The following is a 16,672-nucleotide window of genomic DNA, read 5'->3' as shown; positions in this document are numbered from 1 at the left end:
TTTGACCCTCCTGCGCCCCTAAGTACAATACGCCCATCCAAGCATTTGATTGAAAAGGAACACATATGGCACGCATGATTCACTGTGTGAAGCTGAAACAGGAAGCCGAGGGCCTGGAGTTTCCCCCCTACCCCGGCGAGCTGGGCACCAAGATCTGGCACTCGATTTCCAAACAAGCCTGGGCCAACTGGATGGACGTGCAAACCCGTCTGGTGAACGAGAACCGCCTGAACCTGGCCGACGCCCGTGCCCGCACGTATTTGAAAGAACAGATGGAGCAATATCTGTTTGAAGACAAGGACGTGGAAGCCGACGGTTTTACCGCCCCTTCCGCTTAAGTCCCGATTCAGGACGCGCACCCAAACCCCGGAGCATTACCATCGTGCTCCGGGGTTTCTTTATTTCTGCCCCCGACTCCCCCGCCTTCTTATCAAATAGCCCCACCTTCAGCACACAGCCAAAACGTAATTAAATGAAACTCTGCGCGACAAGTTAGTTTCAGACTGGTCAAAAATCAAAAGAAATGGGATTTTTCTACAGTTACCTGAAGCCCTAAGGCACAAAATCACGGCTGGCCTTGATGCGCATACAGTGCCCAAGCCACACCGGCCCATCACGTGTCCATGTCTGAGCAGCCTTGCGCCGAGCCCTGCACAGCACCGCCGCTTACTGCTTTACCCACAGGAAAAGAAGTTCATGTGCCGCCTAGACCTACCCGAGATTGACCAGTACTCCACTCACTTGCGCCTGTGGCTGGTCAACCTGAGCTATTTGGAGGCTTTGTATGGGCCGCAGTTTCATGCTTTTGTGCTGGATACCGTGCAGCAAAGGCTGCTGGACTGTGGGCTGACTGCCAATGAAATCTTTATCCGGGGGGATTTTGTCCTGATTGCCTTGAAGCAGTTGGGCAAGCAACACCGCTTTCAGCGTACCCATCCCAATGCCCTGGCCCAATTGCTGGGTGCGGCACTGGAGTGTGACCCCATCACCCAGGATGAGCACCGCATCTACCTGCACACCCAGATGGCTTACCACTACGATAGCCGTCAGTACGACACGAATCAGTTCCACCCTCCCGCTCCCAACCCCTGCTCTCATAATCATCCAGCCACGCTGGCCGCCTGGCACAAGGTCTGGGCCAAGACGTACCGGGAAGATATGAGTCTGGCAGTTCGCATGCTGGATGATTTACAGAATGGGCTGCTGGCCCTGGCCTTTCAGCCCATCTATCACCTGGGCGAAAAACACAAGAACAAGGACTTTTATGAAGAAGCCTTGATTCGTCACTGTGGCACGGCGGATTACTCTTTACCCGAGGCCATCGCCGCTCTGGAGCGGCTAGGTCTGGTGTCCCGGCTGGATCGCAGTGTCTTGGGCAGTGTGGTGGAGCTGCTCAGTACAAAACCCGGTCTCTGTCTGGGAGTGAATATCTCCGCAGGCTCCCTGCAGGACGATTTGTGGTGGCAGGATCTGTTCAGCTATCTGGACAGTCGCCCGGATGTGGCCCAGCGCCTGATTCTGGAGGTGACGGAAACCGGCACCATCGCCCACAAGCCCACGGCGCTGCGCCTGATTGCCCAACTACAAAACCTGGGGGTACGGATTGCTCTGGACGACACGGGATCGGGCAATAGCACCCTGGCCTTTCTGGTGCAGACCCATGCCGACATTATCAAAATTGACCGCTCGATCTTGCTGCGGGCACGCAGCCCCGGTCAACCAGCCCATTTGCTGCGCAATCTGGTCAATGTCTGCGCCGATTACAGCCCCTACGTGATCATCGAAGGTGTCGAGGACGAGGCTGATCTGGAGTTTGTGCGCCAGTCCGGTGCACACGGCGTGCAGGGCTATCTGCTGGCCTTGCCAACGCTGACCCCACCCTGGTGGAACTCAGCAGTATTGATTACGGTGCAGGATGCGGTACTGCTACGTACCCAGTTCTATCCTGACCAAGCCCCCCCAAGGCTACGGCTTTAGTTTTTGAAAAGCAAACAAGCCTTGCATGGTGTCATGCAAGGCTTGCAGCAAGAAGGCCCGGGTCGGAATCAGGCTTTGTCTTCGGATTCCGGTTCTGGCAAGGGTTCACCACGTGCAGTACGCTCGGTGTTTTTCACACCGGTGTGACGCACGTCGTCACCACGCACCATGTAGATCACGCGTTCAGCCATGTTCTTGGCGTGGTCGCCAATACGCTCCAGCGCACGGGCGATAAAGATCAGATCAATGGAGTGCGAAATCGTGCGTGGATCTTCAATCATGTAAGTGATGATGTGACGCAGCGAACCCTTCCACTCACGATCCACTTCCTTGTCGCTACGCACAATCTGTGCTGCGTGTACGGCATCCTGGCGCGCAAAGGCGTCCAGCACATCGTTGATCATGCCAGCGACTGAGGAGCTCATGTGGCGCAGTTCCACCACGGGCTCGTAGCCAGCGGTACCTTCGTGCAGACGGCGAGCCATCTTGGCGATGCGCTCGGCCTCGTCCCCGCAGCGTTCCATATCGGTCAGCATTTTGGAGATGGACAGCAGCATGCGCAAGTCAATGGCGGTGGGTTGATTACGGGCGATCAGATTAGTGATGCGCTCGTCAATCTCCACCTCCAGGCGGTTGATTTCTTTTTCACGCTCGCGAACCTGATCGACCAGCGACATATCCCCGGTTTGCAGGGCTTCGGTCGCACTGCGAACCATAGATTCAACAATACCGCCCATCTGCAAGAACAGCGAACGGGTGGCCTCCAGATCGGAGTGAAACTGCTTATTGGTATGTTCGTTCATAGTGGCCTTCTGTAACAGCAAAATGGCTCGCGCCAGCGCTTAATCCGTGCATAGATTAAGCACCGATTATGACAGAGACATTAAAATTCAGAAACCGTCGCCAGGCAGGGTACGCACACCCTGTTGACCGGCAATCAAGGCCACGCTGGCTGGGGTAATCGCGAACAGGCCACAACACACCACACCGGGCATATTGTTGATCTGGGCTTCCAGAGCAGCCGGGTCTGCAATCGACAAACCGGACACGTCCAGAATCAGGCCACCGTTATCGGTGACAAAGCCCGTGCGCTCGACGGGATTACCGCCCAAGGCACGCAATTGACGAGCCACGGCATTCTTGGCCATGGGGATGACTTCCACCGGCAAGGGGAACGCCCCCAGGCGATCCACCAGCTTGGAATCGTCCACAATGCACAGGAACTTGTCCGAGACCGAGGCCACGATTTTCTCGCGGGTCAAAGCGCCACCGCCGCCCTTGGTCATGTTCAACGCCGCATCGATTTCGTCGGCACCATCCACATACCAGTCCATGCGTTCGATGGTGTTCAAGTCTTGCACTGCAATACCCAGACTTTGCAGGCGAGCGGTCGAGCGCTCCGAGCTGGAAGCAGCAGCCTTGAAGGCATGTTTGTGCGCCGCCAGAGCATCAATAAACAAATCAACCGTGGAACCCGTACCCACACCCAGAATGGAATCCGGGGTCAGGAAAGGAAGGACGTAATCAACCGCAGCCTGAGCCACCTGTTGTTTGAGTTCGGTCTGTGTGTACATGGCAGATATAAAAATGGGGGGGCTTGGCCCCCCTTGGTTTACTTAAGAAAACGAGCAGCAAATTTGCCTTCGTTGAAACCCACGCTGACCTCGCCCTCGGGCGTAATCAGCAAGGGGCGGCGCACCAGCGCCGGAAATTCAGCAATCAAGGCCAGCCATTGGGCATCGTCCTGCGGCTCTTTACGTTCCGCAGGCAGATTACGCCAGGTCATGGAGGCACGATTGACCAGCTTGGGCCAGCCACCTAGCTCCTGCGCCCATTGTTGCAGGCGGGCCGCTTCCAAGGGATGTTCACGGTAATCCACAAAGTTCAAAGGCAGACCGTTTTGCTCAAACCAGGCAATCGCCTTTTGGCAGGTGCTGCAATTTTTCAAACCATACATCGTGAACACGGCAATACTCCTTATCAATCAGGCGCGACGCTCGCGGCGTACCTGCAAGCGGCTGGCGACCACAACAAAAATACCAATCACCAAAATCAGCAGGGTCGCCAACGCGTTGATCTCGGGCTTGAGACCCAAGCGTACGCGCGAAAACACTTCCACCGGCAAGGTGGTAAAGCCCGGACCGGACAGGAAGGAGGCGATCACCACATCGTCCAGCGACAAGGTAAAGGCCAGCAACCAGGCCGCCATCAAGGCAGGCACGATCGAAGGCAGGACCACCTGGAAAAACGCCCTCAAGGGGGTGGCACCCAAATCAAGCGCCGCTTCTTCCTGAGAGCGATCCAGCTCACGCATGCGCGATTGCAGAATCACGGTCGCGTACGCGGTGCACAGCACCACGTGACCAATCCAGATAGTGAAGATACCGTTCTGTTCCGGCCAGCCAAACAGGGAGTTCAGCTCCACAAACATCAGCAGCAGGGAAATACCCAGCACCACTTCCGGGATGACCAGCGGTGCACTGACCAGACCGATATACAGAGCAAAGCCCTTGAAGCGCCCCATACGGGCCAGCACATAGGCGGCCCAGGTGCCCAGAATGGTGGCCATGGTCGCGGTCAGCACGGCTATCAGGAAAGACAGCTTGGCAGCACTGAGCAGCGCTTTATCCTGAAACAGGGACTCGTACCAGCGGAAGGAAAAACCCGACCAGGACGTCATGATGGCCGATTCATTAAATGAAAAGACGATCAGGAACAGGATAGGAATGTACAGAAAACCAAAGCCCAGCGTCAGGACGATGGCACGCAGCCAGGGATTAGGCTTGGTCATGAGCGGCCTCCCCGTTGCGCTTCCATCTGTCGCATCTGGCTGTACTGGAAGAAAATCAAGGGAATGATCAAGAGCAGGACCATCACGCAAGTGACGGCAGCAGCCATCGGCCAGTCCGCATTATTGAAGAACTCGGTCCACATGACACGGCCCATCATCAAGGTGTCAGCCCCACCCAGCATTTCCGGAATCACGTACTCACCTACGGCCGGAATGAACACCAGCATGGCACCGGCAATCACGCCGGACATGGACATGGGCAAGGTGACATTCCAGAACGCCGACCAGGGACGCGCGCCCAGATCGTAAGCCGCTTCCAGCAAGCGCATATCCAGCTTTACCAGATTCGCATACAAAGGCAGGATGAAAAATGGCAGATAGGCATAGATCAAACCGATATAGACGGCCAGATCGGTGCGGTAGATTTCCAGCGGCGCATCAATAATCCCTATCCACAGCAAGACCTGATTGAGCAGGCCATCGCCACGCAAAATGCCTACCCAGGCGTAGACACGCAGCAGCATGGAGGTCCAGAAAGGCAGAATCACCGCCAGCAACAACAGACTACGCACGGCGGGTGAAGAGCGCGCAATGTAGTAAGCCACCGGGTAGCCGATCAAGATACAAAAGATCGTGGTGACGGCAGCCATCTTCAAGGAGCTGACGTAGGTGGCCAAATACAGATTGTCGCTGAACAGCAGGATATAGCCGCGCAGGTTCAGTACAAAGGAAATGCTTTCCTCGGCAAACTGGGCCAAGGGCGTATACGGCGGCACCCCGAAATCAAGATCGGCAAAACTGATCTTGAGCACGAGCAAAAATGGCACCAGCAGAAACAGGATCATCCACAGGAATGTGGGTGCGACCACCAGCGTGCGACTGGTAGGCAGCAGTTTGCGCCAGGACAGGTTCTTCATGTGCTCAGTACCGTTGCGCTATCGTCGGACCAGGACACGTAGACCTCTTCGTCCACGCCGGGAGCATCTGGCTGGGCCAAGGTGCCACTGGGCATTTGCGCCTCGATCAGCATGCCGGCGTCCAGACGAATCTGGTAGCGGGTGTAGCTGCCCATCCAGGACACATGAGTCACAATGCCGTGGCCCCAGTTGGTGTCCTCGGAAGGCAACTCACGACTCACCTTGATCTGCTCGGGACGAATGGACACATACACGTCCATGCCCAGCGGTTCGCTGATCCCGTGGCTGACATACAAGGGGCGGTTTAACTCCTCGCACTCGATATGAACATGGTCCGGTTCGTCCACCGTCACTACGCCGGTGAACAAATTGGTGGAACCGATAAAGCCCGCCACAAAGCGCGAGTTCGGGAAGGAGTACACATCGTAAGGCGTACCGGACTGGATGATCTGCCCATCGGACATTACCGCCAGTCGGCTGGCCATGGTCATGGCCTCTTCCTGGTCGTGAGTCACCATAATGCAGGTCACTCCCACACGCTCCAGAATCTTGACCAATTCAATCTGGGTTTTCTGACGAATCTGCTTGTCCAATGCGGACATGGGTTCGTCCAGCAAGAGCAGCTTGGGACGCTTGACCAGGCTACGCGCCAAAGCGACACGCTGTTGCTGCCCGCCTGACAACTGATTGGGTTTGCGGCGTGAAAAACCCGCCATCTGCACCAGATCCAGGGCTTCAAATACGCGTTCGTGGATTTCGTTGCGGGGCACGCCTTCCTGCTTCAAGCCAAAAGCCACATTGGCCTCAACCGACATGTGCGGAAACAACGCGTAGGACTGGAACATCATATTGACCGGCCGCCGGTAAGGCGGCAGGTCGGTAATATCCTCGTTGTCCAGATAAATCCGACCGGAAGTCGGCTCCTCGAAACCTGCCAGCATACGCAGCAAGGTGGATTTGCCACTGCCTGAACTACCCAGCAGCGCAAAAATTTCGTGACGGGCGACGTCCAGACTTACAGACTGGACGGCCACCGTATCGCCAAAAATCTTGACGACTTCGTCCACACGCACGAAAGCATCCTCGCCATCCATCCAGGGCGAGGTTCCGGTACGGATATCTTGCATGATGCCTTAACGTCCAGACTTGAGTTCAGCCCACAGGCGCGTTTGCAGACGCTGCACCTTCAGTGGCTGTGGTTTGATGACGAACAAAGTCTTGGAGACTTCGGGCGAAGGGTAAATCATGGGGTTGTCAGCTACTTCCTTGACCACGAACTCGCGCGCATCTTTATTGGCGTTCGGGTAGAACATGGTGTTGGTAATGGCGGCATGGACTTCCGGCGTTTCAATGTAGTTGATGAAGGCGTGAGCCTCTTTCACATTGTTCGCGCTCTTGGGGATGGCCATGGTGTCAAACCAGACCGGCGCCCCGCCTTGCGGAATGTAGTAGTCGATGGCGTAAGGCTTTTTAGCCTGGCGCGCACGATCAGCGGAGATCATCACATCGCCGGAGAAACCGTAGACCATGCACAGATCGCCCGCAGCCAGCTCGTCGATATAGCCCGAGGAGCTGAACTGACGCACGTAAGGACGGATTTGCTTGAGCAAGTCCAGGGCTTCGCGATAATCGGCTTCATTGCTGCTGTTGGGGTCTTTGCCAATGTAGTGCAGCACGGCCGGGAACACCTGGGCGGCTTCGTCCAGAATGGAAATGCCACAGCCTTTCAGCTTCTCGGCATTTTCAGGCTTGAACAGCATGTCCCAGTTGCCCAGGTCCACCTGCTCGCCCATGATTTCCTTGACCTTGGTCACGTTGTAGCCCAAGCCATTGGTGCCATAGCCCCAGGGAATCAGGTATTCATTGCCGGGGTCCACGTCCGAGAGCAAGGCCATGATGTCCGGGTCCAGATGGGACCAGTTGGGAATCTGACTTTTATCCAGCTTCTGGAACAAACCGCCTTCGATCTGACGCGCCGCGTAATGCGTGGAGGGAACCACCACGTCGTAACCCGACTTGCCCGTCAACAACTTGGCTTGCAAGGTGTCGTTATTATCGTAAACGTCATAACGCACGGTAATGCCCGTGGCTTTCTGAAAGCCGGACAAGGTATCGGGGGCCGTATATTCAGCCCAGTTATAGACGTTAACAACCTGATTTTGTGCCTGTGCAACAGGCATGATGGCAGCAGCGGCCAGCAGGCCGGCGAGTACCTGTGGTGTGTTCATCCCAAAAGACATCACGAGTCCCCTTCCTATCGAAAGCGAAAAACCCAAAAGGCGAGATGATAAAGCTTTTTTAAAGCCCGTAGTCGTAATTAACGCTGCGTTTGGTGACGGTAAGCAGAAAACATCTGCTGCCACCACTGATCGCCACGCGGCCCACACACTTTGAGCAAAGATCGTCTCAGGCGTTGCACATTACCCAGCGCCTGGGCGGGGCTGACGGGCCCCTGTCGTGCACGGTCAAAATCGATCAGCCAGACTTTGTCATTCGCATCCAGCAAAATATTGTAGGCGTTAAGGTCAGCGTGCCAAACCTCGAATTGGTGCATGCGGACAATCTCGTGTGCCACCGCTTCGGGGGAGGCACGGTCCAGGCACAGAGTCAAAGGCTGCACATCGGGCACACGCTGGCTTATCAGGGCCGCATGGTACCAAAAACCCTGTTGCCACCATGCGCCCGCCAGCACTTTGGGGACGGCCAAGCCCTTGTTGTGCAAATAAGACATCACCTGAAATTCTCGCCAGCTGCGAGTCCGCGATGCCCCTTGCCACAAGTAGGAAGACTCATTGAAGCGAGCCACCAGGCCACCACGCCGGTAGTGGCGCAGCACCGCCTGACCAAAGGGCCCGTTCACAAACCAGGCGGCCTGACGCCCCCCCTGCCCCACCTTGCTGGCCTGGTCGCCATACGAGGCGGCCTCGAACCAGCGCTGCAAGGCCTCGGGTTCCAGATCCAGCTGATTGGCCAGCTCCGGAGCCAACAAGGCACCGCCACCGGGCAAGGAATAGACAGTTTCGGATTGGGTGCTCACGGCAGCTCCTCAGGCACGAACCAGCAACAGGGCCATGATCAATACCAGCATGCAGGCAAAAATAAACTTCAGACGATTCTCGGGCAAACGATAGGCCAAGCGCACGCCAAACGGCACCAGCAGCAGGCTGCCTATCGCCATCGGTATGCCGACCTGCCAGGTAGCCTGACCATGAAACGCGTACGTCGCCAAGGCGACCAACGTGCCGGGAATAATCATGGACAGGGCCAAGCCTTGCGCACCGGTCTGGCTATAACCCATACGGCTGGTCAGGAACGGCACTACCAGCACCGCACCGCCCACACCAAACACGCCACCGGCCAAGCCCGCCATCATGCCTACCGCGATATACCACAGCTGGCCAAACGACTCCGGGTCTGGACGCAGCTTGTCACTGCGACGGCGCCGCCGGGAAAAGCCCAAACTCTGGTCGAAATAATACAGGGCAATGGCCATCACAAATACAGAGTAAATGCGACGCAGCAAGATCGCATCCATGCCCAGAGCCAGACGTGCGCCCAGCCAGGTAAAGATGATGGAGGAGATCGCCCCCAATGCTGCCCGGCGGAAATCAATATGGTTGCGACGATGGTACTGACGCACGGTCAGCAGCACCGCAGGCACCACCATGATCAAAGCCGTACCTTGAGCGGTTTGCTGATCCATACCCAGAATCAGGCCCAGCAATGGAATAGCCAGCAAGCCGCCACCGATCCCCAGGACCCCGCCGGTATAGCCAATAAGCGCGCCTCCCAGCAAGCAGGCCAGGATCAACTCAATACTTATCATGGCGGTTACAGATTACGCAGACGGTCGACAGCGTCTTCCACCCGGTCTACCGCCCAGATTTCCAGGCCTTCGATCGCCTGACGCGGGGCGTTGCTCTTGGGAATCAAGGCAATGCTGAAGCCTAATTTGGCCGCTTCGCGCAAACGCTCCTGCCCACGCGGGGCCGGACGAATTTCACCGGCCAGGCCGATTTCCCCAAACACGACCAGGCCACGTGGCAAGGGGCGGTTATTCAGGGAGGACAAAATAGCCAGCAACACCGCCAAGTCAGCGGCTGGCTCGGTAATCTTGACGCCCCCTACAGCGTTCACGAACACGTCCTGATCGTAAGTGACCACGCCAGCATGACGATGCATCACCGCCAGCAGCATGGCCAGACGGGAGCTTTCCAGCCCCACAGACAGGCGACGCGGATTGGGTACATGGGCCGAGTCCACCAAAGCCTGAATTTCCACCAGCAAAGGCCGTGTGCCTTCCTGGGTGGCCATGACGCAGGAACCGGCTACTGACTGGGAATGCTGGGACAAGAACAGGGCCGAAGGATTGCTGACTCCTTTCAAGCCTTTTTCCGTCATGGCAAACACGCCCAATTCATTTACCGCGCCAAAGCGGTTCTTGAATGCGCGCACCATGCGGAAGGAGGAATGGGTATCCCCCTCGAAATACAGCACCGTATCCACAATGTGCTCCAGCACACGCGGACCGGCCAAGGTCCCGTCTTTGGTGACGTGACCGATAAAAATCATGGAAGTACTGCTTTGCTTGGCCAGACGGGTGAGCTGGGCCGCACATTCACGCACCTGCGATACCGAGCCTGGGGCCGCACTGAGCTGATCGGAATACAGGGTTTGAATCGAATCTATTACCACTACGCTAGGCTGGTGCGACTGCAAGGCCTGGCTGATGGATTCCAGACGAATTTCAGCCAGCAGATCCACACCCTCGGTAGGCACGCCCAAACGGCGAGCACGCAAGGCGACCTGCTCGGCGGATTCCTCGCCCGTCACATACAGAACTTTGGTTTGCTGGGCCAAGGCTGCCATGGCTTGCAGCAGCAGCGTGGATTTACCGACACCGGGATCGCCCCCGATCAGGATCACGCCGCCTTCCACCAGGCCACCGCCCAGGACACGATCGAACTCGCCTATGCCTGTGGGCACACGCGGCAGTTCCCGTGCCTGTACATCTGAAAGACTTTGGACCGGGCTGGAGCCAGCCAGGGAAGCAAAACGATGCGCACTGGCCGCAGCCGGTGTTTCTACCGTTTCCTGCAAACTGTTCCAAGCCCCGCAGGCCGGGCATTTGCCCGCCCACTTGGGTGTATCTGCCCCGCACTCCGTGCAAACAAATACAACTTTGGCCTTGCGGGCCGCACGAGTACTGGTGGCCATAGAAATTCCTTAACGTCCGGCCAAGCTGCCACCGCCATCCACGCCCAGGTTCTGGCCGGTGATATAAGCGGCTTCATCGCTTAGCAAGAAGGTAACCGCAGCAGCCACTTCGGCCGCCTGCCCAAAACGTCCCAAAGGAATGGAGGACAGGCTGCGCTGTTCGGCTTCGCTGCCGACGGGATGATTGGCACGGAACAATTCGGTTTCGATCGGACCAGGAGAGACCGCATTGACGGTAATGCCGTAAGGAGCCAATTCCAGTGCCCAGGTGCGGGTACAACCCAGCAAGGCACTTTTGGCCGCGGCATAGCTGGTGCGATCGGAACCGCCGTGCACAACACGACTGCAAATATTGACGATGCGGCCTTCCTTGCGCGCTTTCATCGAAGGGATGAAAGCCTGGGCCACTTGCACCGCCACACGCACATTCAGGTCAAACACCTGATAAAGATTGCCCAGGTCCACCTGACCAATCGGTTCGGGCGCGACCATACCTACGTTGTTCACCACCGCATCGACGGGATATTTTTCGCGGATAACGCGCAGCATTTCCTCGGTTTCGCCTGCATTGCTCAAATCGCAGGAGTACAGATATCCGGGGAAATCAATGCTTTCGGTGTGGCGGGCCAGACCCACAACGTGGGCCCCGGCATCAGCCAGCCTTTGGCTGATTGCCCAGCCGATTCCTTTGGTAGCGCCGGTAACGAGTACACATTTATTTTTCATGGCTATGCCTTGTTGGTGTTAATCCTGGATGACGCGCGGCACGCGTGGGGCGACCGCGCAAATCAATTCGTAGCCCAGGGTTCCGGCTGCCGCAGCAACCTCATCCACACTGGGCCCGCCTTGACCGAACAACACCGCCTGACTGCCTACACCGGCGGCGGGCACCGGGGTCAGGTCGACTGCCAGCATGTCCATGGACACACGACCGAGCAAACGAGTGCGCACACCGTTCACGGTAATCGGGGTGCCAGTTCCCGCGTGACGCGGGTAACCATCGGCATAGCCACAAGCCACCACGCCAATACGCATGGCCTGCTCGGCAATGTACGTATGGCCGTAGCCAATGCCCTCGCCCTGCTTGACGCCGCGCACGCTGATCAGCTCTGCGGCCAGAGTCATACCAGGCTGCAGGCCGAAGTCCTCGGCGCTGATGTCCGCAAAAGGAGAGCTGCCGTACAGACAGATACCGGGGCGTACCCAGTGATCCGGACCGGAGGGCATGTATGCACCCAGGTCAGGGCTTAGTGTTGCCGCTGAATTACACACACTGACCGGGCCCGGCAAGCCGTCGGTGATCCGGTTAAAGCAGCGAATCTGCTCCAGCGTGGCGTCGATATTGTCGTCAGCGCGCGCAAAGTGCGTCATGCGCCCCACGGTTCCCAGCTTGCCTGCCTTTTGCAGACGCTGAGCGCGCTCGAAGGCGGCGGGGTAATCGTCCACGCTGAAACCCAGACGGTTCATGCCGCTATTGAGCTTGACCATGGCATTCAAGGCCACCCCGCCCTTCCACTGCTCCAGCATCTTGAGCTGCTCGTGGCAATGAATGACAGTGGTCAGGCCGAACTCGGCCAGCACATCCAGATCTTCAGGCTGGAAAAAACCTTCCAGCAACATGATGGGGCCGGTCCAACCGGCAGCCCGACAACGTATGGCTTCTTTCAGGTCCAGCATCGCCATGCCTTCGGCGGCACTGAATGCCCGCACTGCATTTTCGATGTCATGACCGTAAGCATTGGCCTTCATGACGGCCCAGATATGGGGCCGTTTTACGCCGGATGGAGCCGTGGCGTTATTCAGGCTCTGAATAACCATATCGAGATTGTGACGCAGTGACGCAATATGAATGGTGGCCGAGATAGGACGTGGCATGGTTCTCCCCGAAGCAATACGAAAGTCTAAACCAGCCCTAGTGGAAACGAAAGCCGTATACTGGCGGACTATGTCTATCGAGCACTATGAAAACTTCCCTGTCGCCTCTGTGCTGCTACCTCGTCGGCTACGCCGACCGGTCACCGATATTTATCGTTTTGCCCGCAGCGCCGACGACATTGCTGATGAAGGCGATTTAAGCGCTGCCGAGCGCCTGGAACTGCTGGCGCAGTTCGAAGCCGGAATAGAACAACTGCAGTATCACCAGCCCGTCCTGGCCGATACCCCGCACAGCGAAATTTTTGTCCCTCTGGCCAGCAGCATCAGCAACTTCCAGTTGCCTCTCAAGCCTTTTCTGGACCTGCTGTCTGCGTTTCGCCAGGATGTCACCACTCATCGCTATAGCGATATGGCCCAGGTGCTGGATTACTGTACCCGCTCGGCCAATCCGGTCGGCCGTTTGATGCTGCATCTGTATCAAGCCCACAGCCCGGAGCTGGTCGAGATGGCCGACTCCACCTGTACCGGGCTGCAACTGGTTAATTTCTGGCAGGACGTGGCACTGGACTGGCACAAGAACCGTGTCTATATCCCGCAAGACCTGCTGGCCCAATATGATCTGGATGATGATTACATCCAGGCCCGTACCCAGCTGCTGCGTCAGCCCGAGGCCGATGCCCGCTGGCAGGAAATGATGCAGTTGCTGGTTACCGATGCCCGTCAACGCCTGCAAGCCGGGCTGCTGCTGTCCAGCTATCTGTCCGGGCGCATCAGCCCGGAACTGAAAATGATGGTATTGGGCGGCCTGCGTATTCTGGAACGCCTGGAAGCGGTAAAGTTTGATGTCTTCAGCCATCGTCCCACCCTGTCCCGCCTGGACTGGCTACGCCTGATTACCCGCGGCTTGAGCCGTACCCCTTACCGACCCTGAACGTCCATGAGCCCAGACGAGTATTGTCAGAACAAGGCAGCCCAGAGCGGCTCCAGTTTTTACTACGCCTTTTTGTTTCTGCCGCCTGAACGCCGCCGTGCCATCACGGCGCTGTACGCGTTTTGCCGCGAGGTGGACGACGTGGTGGACGAGGTTCACGAGGAATCGGTTGCCCGCATGAAGCTGGTCTGGTGGCGCACGCAAGTGGCCGATCTGTACGAAGGCCGTGCCCATCACCCGGTCATGCAGGCCCTGGCACCGCATATCAAGGCGTTCGATCTGCCTCAGGACGAGCTGCTGGCCGTGATTGACGGCATGGAAATGGATCTGGACCAGGTTCGCTACCAAAGCTGGAGCGAGCTGGAACGCTACTGTTGGCACGCCGCCAGCGTGGTGGGACTGCTGTCGGCGCGTATTTTTGGCCAAACCCAGGAACAGACCAGCGATTATGCCCAAAAACTGGGCCTGGCTTTTCAGTTGACTAATATCATCCGTGATGTGGGCGATGACGCTCGTCGTGGCCGCATCTACCTGCCCCAGGAAGATCTGGACAAGTTTGGTGTGTCACCTCACGAGATCCTGGATCAACAGCATTCGGAGCGCTTCGAGGCCCTGATGGCCTTTCAAACCGAACGCGCCCAGGACTTGTACCGCCAGGCCATGCGCGCCCTGCCCGCTGTGGATCGCCGGGCACAACGCCCAGGCCTGTTGATGGCCGCCATCTACCATGCCCTGCTGGTGGAAATTGCCAATGATCGTTGGCATGTACTGGAACAGCGCATTTCGCTGACACCCATTCGCAAATTCTGGTTGGCCTGGAAAACCTGGGTATCGGGCGGCCGCAGCTTGCAACGCAAACTGGGCCGATGAAAGTCGCGGTTATCGGGGCGGGCTGGGCGGGCTGTGCTGCCGCCTGGCGGCTGAAGACGCAAGGCCATCAGGTCAGTGTCTTTGAAGCCTCGCGCCATATAGGCGGGCGTGCCCGCCGCATCCACAGCCCCAATCTGGGGCGTGATACCGATAATGGCCAGCACATCATGCTGGGCGCCTACTCCGTCATTCTGGGTTTGATGGGGGAAATCGGACTGGACGAAGCATCCCGTCTGGAACGCAAGGATCTGGACGTGATCTCGGCCGATGGGCGCTTTCGCCTGCGCAATCGCCCCTTGCCCGCCCCCTTTCATTTATTGACTGGCCTGTTGGGCGCCCAGGGCCTGAGCTGGTCGCAGAAAATCAAGCTGGCACGTTTTTGCCGCTGGCTGATGAAACAGCAATGGCGCACCCCGGATGGTCTGACGGTTTTGCAGCTCCTGGAGCAGCATCAGCAAGACAGCCATGTCATCCGTTTGTTCTGGCAGCCGCTCTGCGTGGCGGCCATGAACACGCCCATTGAGCAAGCCTGCGCCCAACTCTTTGCCCATGTCTTGCGCGACAGCCTGGGCGGTCCCCGGCAAGCCAGCCAAACCTTGATTCCCTTGATGGATTTAAGCCAGCTCTGGTGCGAGCCCGCCCTGCGTGACATTCAGCTACAGCTGGGCCACAGAGTACAAAGACTGGAACTGACAGAGTCAGGTGTACAAATTGACGGCCTGCAGTTTGATGCAGCCATTGTGGCCTGCCCTCCCGTCCAGGCTGCACGCCTGCTGCATAGCCTACCCAGCAGCCCGGCCAGCGAACAACTGCTGGCCGATCTGGAAGCCTTCAGCTACATCCCTATTGCCACCCTGTATCTGGAATTGGAACAGGCCTGGAATCTGCCCCATTCCATGTTGATGCTGGACGATAAAAGCGGCAGTGGTGGCCAATGGCTGTTTGATCACAGCGCCCTGAAACCGGGCAGCGGTGAAACGCTGGTGGGGATCGTCATCAGCGATGCTGTGCGCCTGCAAGCGCTGGACCGCGAGCAAGCCATTGCCGCGATCATCGAGCAGGTACGCAACCAGACCCGGCACCTGAAAGCCATGCCTGCCATACGGGCCAGCGAGCTTATTATCGAAAAACGGGCCACGTTTGCGGCTGTGCCCGGTCTGCGTCGCCCTTCGGTAGCGACACCTTGGCCAGCTATTCGCCTGGCAGGCGACTGGACCGATACCGGCTACCCCGGTGTGCTGGAAGGCGCTGTGCGCAGCGGGCTGAAAGCCGCGCATCTGTAAGGGCCACGACTGAGCACTACTGCGCCGACGGTGTCAGCAAAGTCTGCGCAGGCTTATGAGCGGCCAGAAACTCCGATTGAAACAGGCACATGCGCACCACATCCCGATATTGGCCGTTAATGAAGAACTCGTGCTTGAGCTCGCCTTCCACCTGAAAACCAAACTTCTGATAAATGTGAATGGCCTTGTGGTTTTCCTTATCCACAATCAGCACGATCTTGTACAGGTTCAGCACCCCAAAGCCGTACTCGATAGCCAGCTTGGTCGCCCGCGAGGCAATGCCCTTGCCCTGGAACTCCGGCGCAATAATGATCTGGAACTCTGCCCGGCGGTGTACATAATCAATTTCCACCAGTTCCACCACGCCGGACGGCTGCCCTTCCCACTCCACAACGAAACGACGTTCACGCTGATCGTGAATATGCTCATCGTACAGAGCCGCCAGCTCGCCATAGGTTTCGTAAGGTTCCTCGAACCAGTAGCGCATCACGCTGGCGTTATTGTCCAGCAAATGCACAAAGCGCAAGTCTTCGCGCTCCAGCGGGCGTAATTTAACGTGAGTCGTTTTACTCATGATTTTTCTATCCTTTCTCTATGTTCGATAGACGAGCCGCCTATCTGCCTATACCAAAGGCCATAGACATCATGCCCGCATATCGTGTGTTTTTGATGAAGGCCTGATAGAAAAAGTTCAGTTGGCGGCAAAACCGGCCAAAAACGCAAAAACCCCGATTTCTGCTTTCCTGCATAGCAAACTGAACATCAGTCAGGCCAGCAGGAATATCAAAATCGGGGTTTGAAACTACTACCT

At 57.3% G+C, this 16,672-nt stretch carries 18 protein-coding genes; 5 read left to right on the top strand and 13 right to left on the bottom strand.

The window, feature by feature from the left end; translation table 11 throughout:
• Positions 1-65 precede the first annotated feature (65 nt).
• Positions 66-338, top strand: a complete 273-nt coding sequence (locus OSH04_RS18045; protein WP_009461661.1) for an oxidative damage protection protein — start codon at positions 66-68, stop codon at positions 336-338.
• Between the two features lie 358 nt (positions 339-696).
• Positions 697-1,977: an EAL domain-containing protein gene (locus OSH04_RS18040; protein ID WP_266108992.1), complete on the top strand. Its 1,281-nt coding sequence runs from the start codon at positions 697-699 to the stop codon at positions 1,975-1,977.
• 68 nt (positions 1,978-2,045) lie between these two features.
• Here OSH04_RS18040 and phoU read toward each other — a convergent pair whose 3' ends face one another.
• From phoU to alr, 12 genes are all read right to left on the bottom strand, one after another.
• Positions 2,046-2,780, bottom strand: coding sequence for a phosphate signaling complex protein PhoU (gene phoU / locus OSH04_RS18035; RefSeq protein WP_009461659.1), 735 nt, complete (start codon positions 2,778-2,780; stop codon positions 2,046-2,048).
• An 87-nt stretch (positions 2,781-2,867) separates the two neighbouring features.
• Positions 2,868-3,551 (bottom strand): ribose-5-phosphate isomerase RpiA, encoded by a 684-nt coding sequence (gene rpiA / locus OSH04_RS18030; protein WP_009461658.1) that lies wholly within the window; start codon positions 3,549-3,551, stop codon positions 2,868-2,870.
• A 38-nt stretch (positions 3,552-3,589) separates the two neighbouring features.
• Positions 3,590-3,934, bottom strand: coding sequence for a Spx/MgsR family RNA polymerase-binding regulatory protein (locus OSH04_RS18025; RefSeq protein WP_009461656.1), 345 nt, complete (start codon positions 3,932-3,934; stop codon positions 3,590-3,592).
• 27 nt (positions 3,935-3,961) lie between these two features.
• Entirely contained in the window at positions 3,962-4,768 is an 807-nt protein-coding gene (locus OSH04_RS18020; protein ID WP_009461654.1) for an ABC transporter permease subunit, read from the bottom strand.
• A complete protein-coding gene (locus OSH04_RS18015) occupies positions 4,765-5,685 on the bottom strand; it encodes an ABC transporter permease subunit (RefSeq protein ID WP_026484352.1) in 921 nt (306 codons plus the stop codon). The genes OSH04_RS18020 and OSH04_RS18015 overlap by 4 nt, the downstream gene beginning before the upstream one ends.
• Positions 5,682-6,812, bottom strand: coding sequence for an ABC transporter ATP-binding protein (locus tag OSH04_RS18010; RefSeq protein ID WP_009461650.1), 1,131 nt, complete (start codon positions 6,810-6,812; stop codon positions 5,682-5,684). The genes OSH04_RS18015 and OSH04_RS18010 overlap by 4 nt, the downstream gene beginning before the upstream one ends.
• A gap of 6 nt (positions 6,813-6,818) precedes the next feature.
• Positions 6,819-7,925, bottom strand: coding sequence for a polyamine ABC transporter substrate-binding protein (locus OSH04_RS18005; RefSeq protein ID WP_060185758.1), 1,107 nt, complete (start codon positions 7,923-7,925; stop codon positions 6,819-6,821).
• A gap of 77 nt (positions 7,926-8,002) precedes the next feature.
• Positions 8,003-8,722, bottom strand: a complete 720-nt coding sequence (locus tag OSH04_RS18000; RefSeq protein ID WP_060185757.1) for a 3-deoxy-D-manno-octulosonic acid kinase — start codon at positions 8,720-8,722, stop codon at positions 8,003-8,005.
• A gap of 9 nt (positions 8,723-8,731) precedes the next feature.
• Entirely contained in the window at positions 8,732-9,511 is a 780-nt protein-coding gene (locus tag OSH04_RS17995) for a sulfite exporter TauE/SafE family protein (protein WP_266108991.1), read from the bottom strand.
• A gap of 5 nt (positions 9,512-9,516) precedes the next feature.
• Positions 9,517-10,902, bottom strand: coding sequence for a DNA repair protein RadA (gene radA / locus OSH04_RS17990; protein ID WP_266108990.1), 1,386 nt, complete (start codon positions 10,900-10,902; stop codon positions 9,517-9,519).
• A 9-nt stretch (positions 10,903-10,911) separates the two neighbouring features.
• Positions 10,912-11,628, bottom strand: coding sequence for an SDR family oxidoreductase (locus tag OSH04_RS17985; RefSeq protein ID WP_009461640.1), 717 nt, complete (start codon positions 11,626-11,628; stop codon positions 10,912-10,914).
• A gap of 18 nt (positions 11,629-11,646) precedes the next feature.
• The gene (gene alr, locus OSH04_RS17980) at positions 11,647-12,777 is read right to left on the bottom strand and encodes an alanine racemase (RefSeq protein ID WP_009461638.1); all 1,131 of its coding nucleotides are present in this window, start codon (positions 12,775-12,777) and stop codon (positions 11,647-11,649) included.
• Positions 12,778-12,847: 70 nt separating this feature from the next.
• On the opposite strand from alr, the gene hpnC reads away from it, so the two are divergent.
• From hpnC to hpnE, 3 genes are read left to right on the top strand one after another with little or no spacing between them, the layout of a single operon-like run.
• Positions 12,848-13,708, top strand: a complete 861-nt coding sequence (gene hpnC, locus OSH04_RS17975; protein WP_266108989.1) for a squalene synthase HpnC — start codon at positions 12,848-12,850, stop codon at positions 13,706-13,708.
• Between the two features lie 6 nt (positions 13,709-13,714).
• The gene (gene hpnD, locus OSH04_RS17970) at positions 13,715-14,578 is read left to right on the top strand and encodes a presqualene diphosphate synthase HpnD (RefSeq protein WP_009461634.1); all 864 of its coding nucleotides are present in this window, start codon (positions 13,715-13,717) and stop codon (positions 14,576-14,578) included.
• Complete coding sequence (gene hpnE / locus OSH04_RS17965) at positions 14,575-15,861, top strand: hydroxysqualene dehydroxylase HpnE (protein WP_266108988.1); 1,287 nt, start codon at positions 14,575-14,577, stop codon at positions 15,859-15,861. Before hpnD ends, hpnE begins: the two co-directional genes overlap by 4 nt.
• Positions 15,862-15,877: 16 nt before the next feature.
• On the opposite strand, the gene speG is transcribed toward hpnE, so the two are convergent.
• Positions 15,878-16,435 carry a spermidine N1-acetyltransferase gene (speG, locus tag OSH04_RS17960; RefSeq protein ID WP_009461630.1) on the bottom strand — a complete coding sequence of 186 codons (558 nt, stop codon included), beginning with the start codon at positions 16,433-16,435 and terminating at the stop codon, positions 15,878-15,880.
• Between the last annotated feature and the right edge of the window lie 237 nt (positions 16,436-16,672).

This window comes from Alcaligenes nematophilus, from assembly GCF_026344155.1.
In the GTDB taxonomy this organism is placed as follows: domain Bacteria; phylum Pseudomonadota; class Gammaproteobacteria; order Burkholderiales; family Burkholderiaceae_B; genus Alcaligenes; species Alcaligenes phenolicus.
The sequence above is the reverse complement of the archived record's forward strand: the minus strand, read 5'-3'. Positions and strand labels throughout refer to the sequence as shown.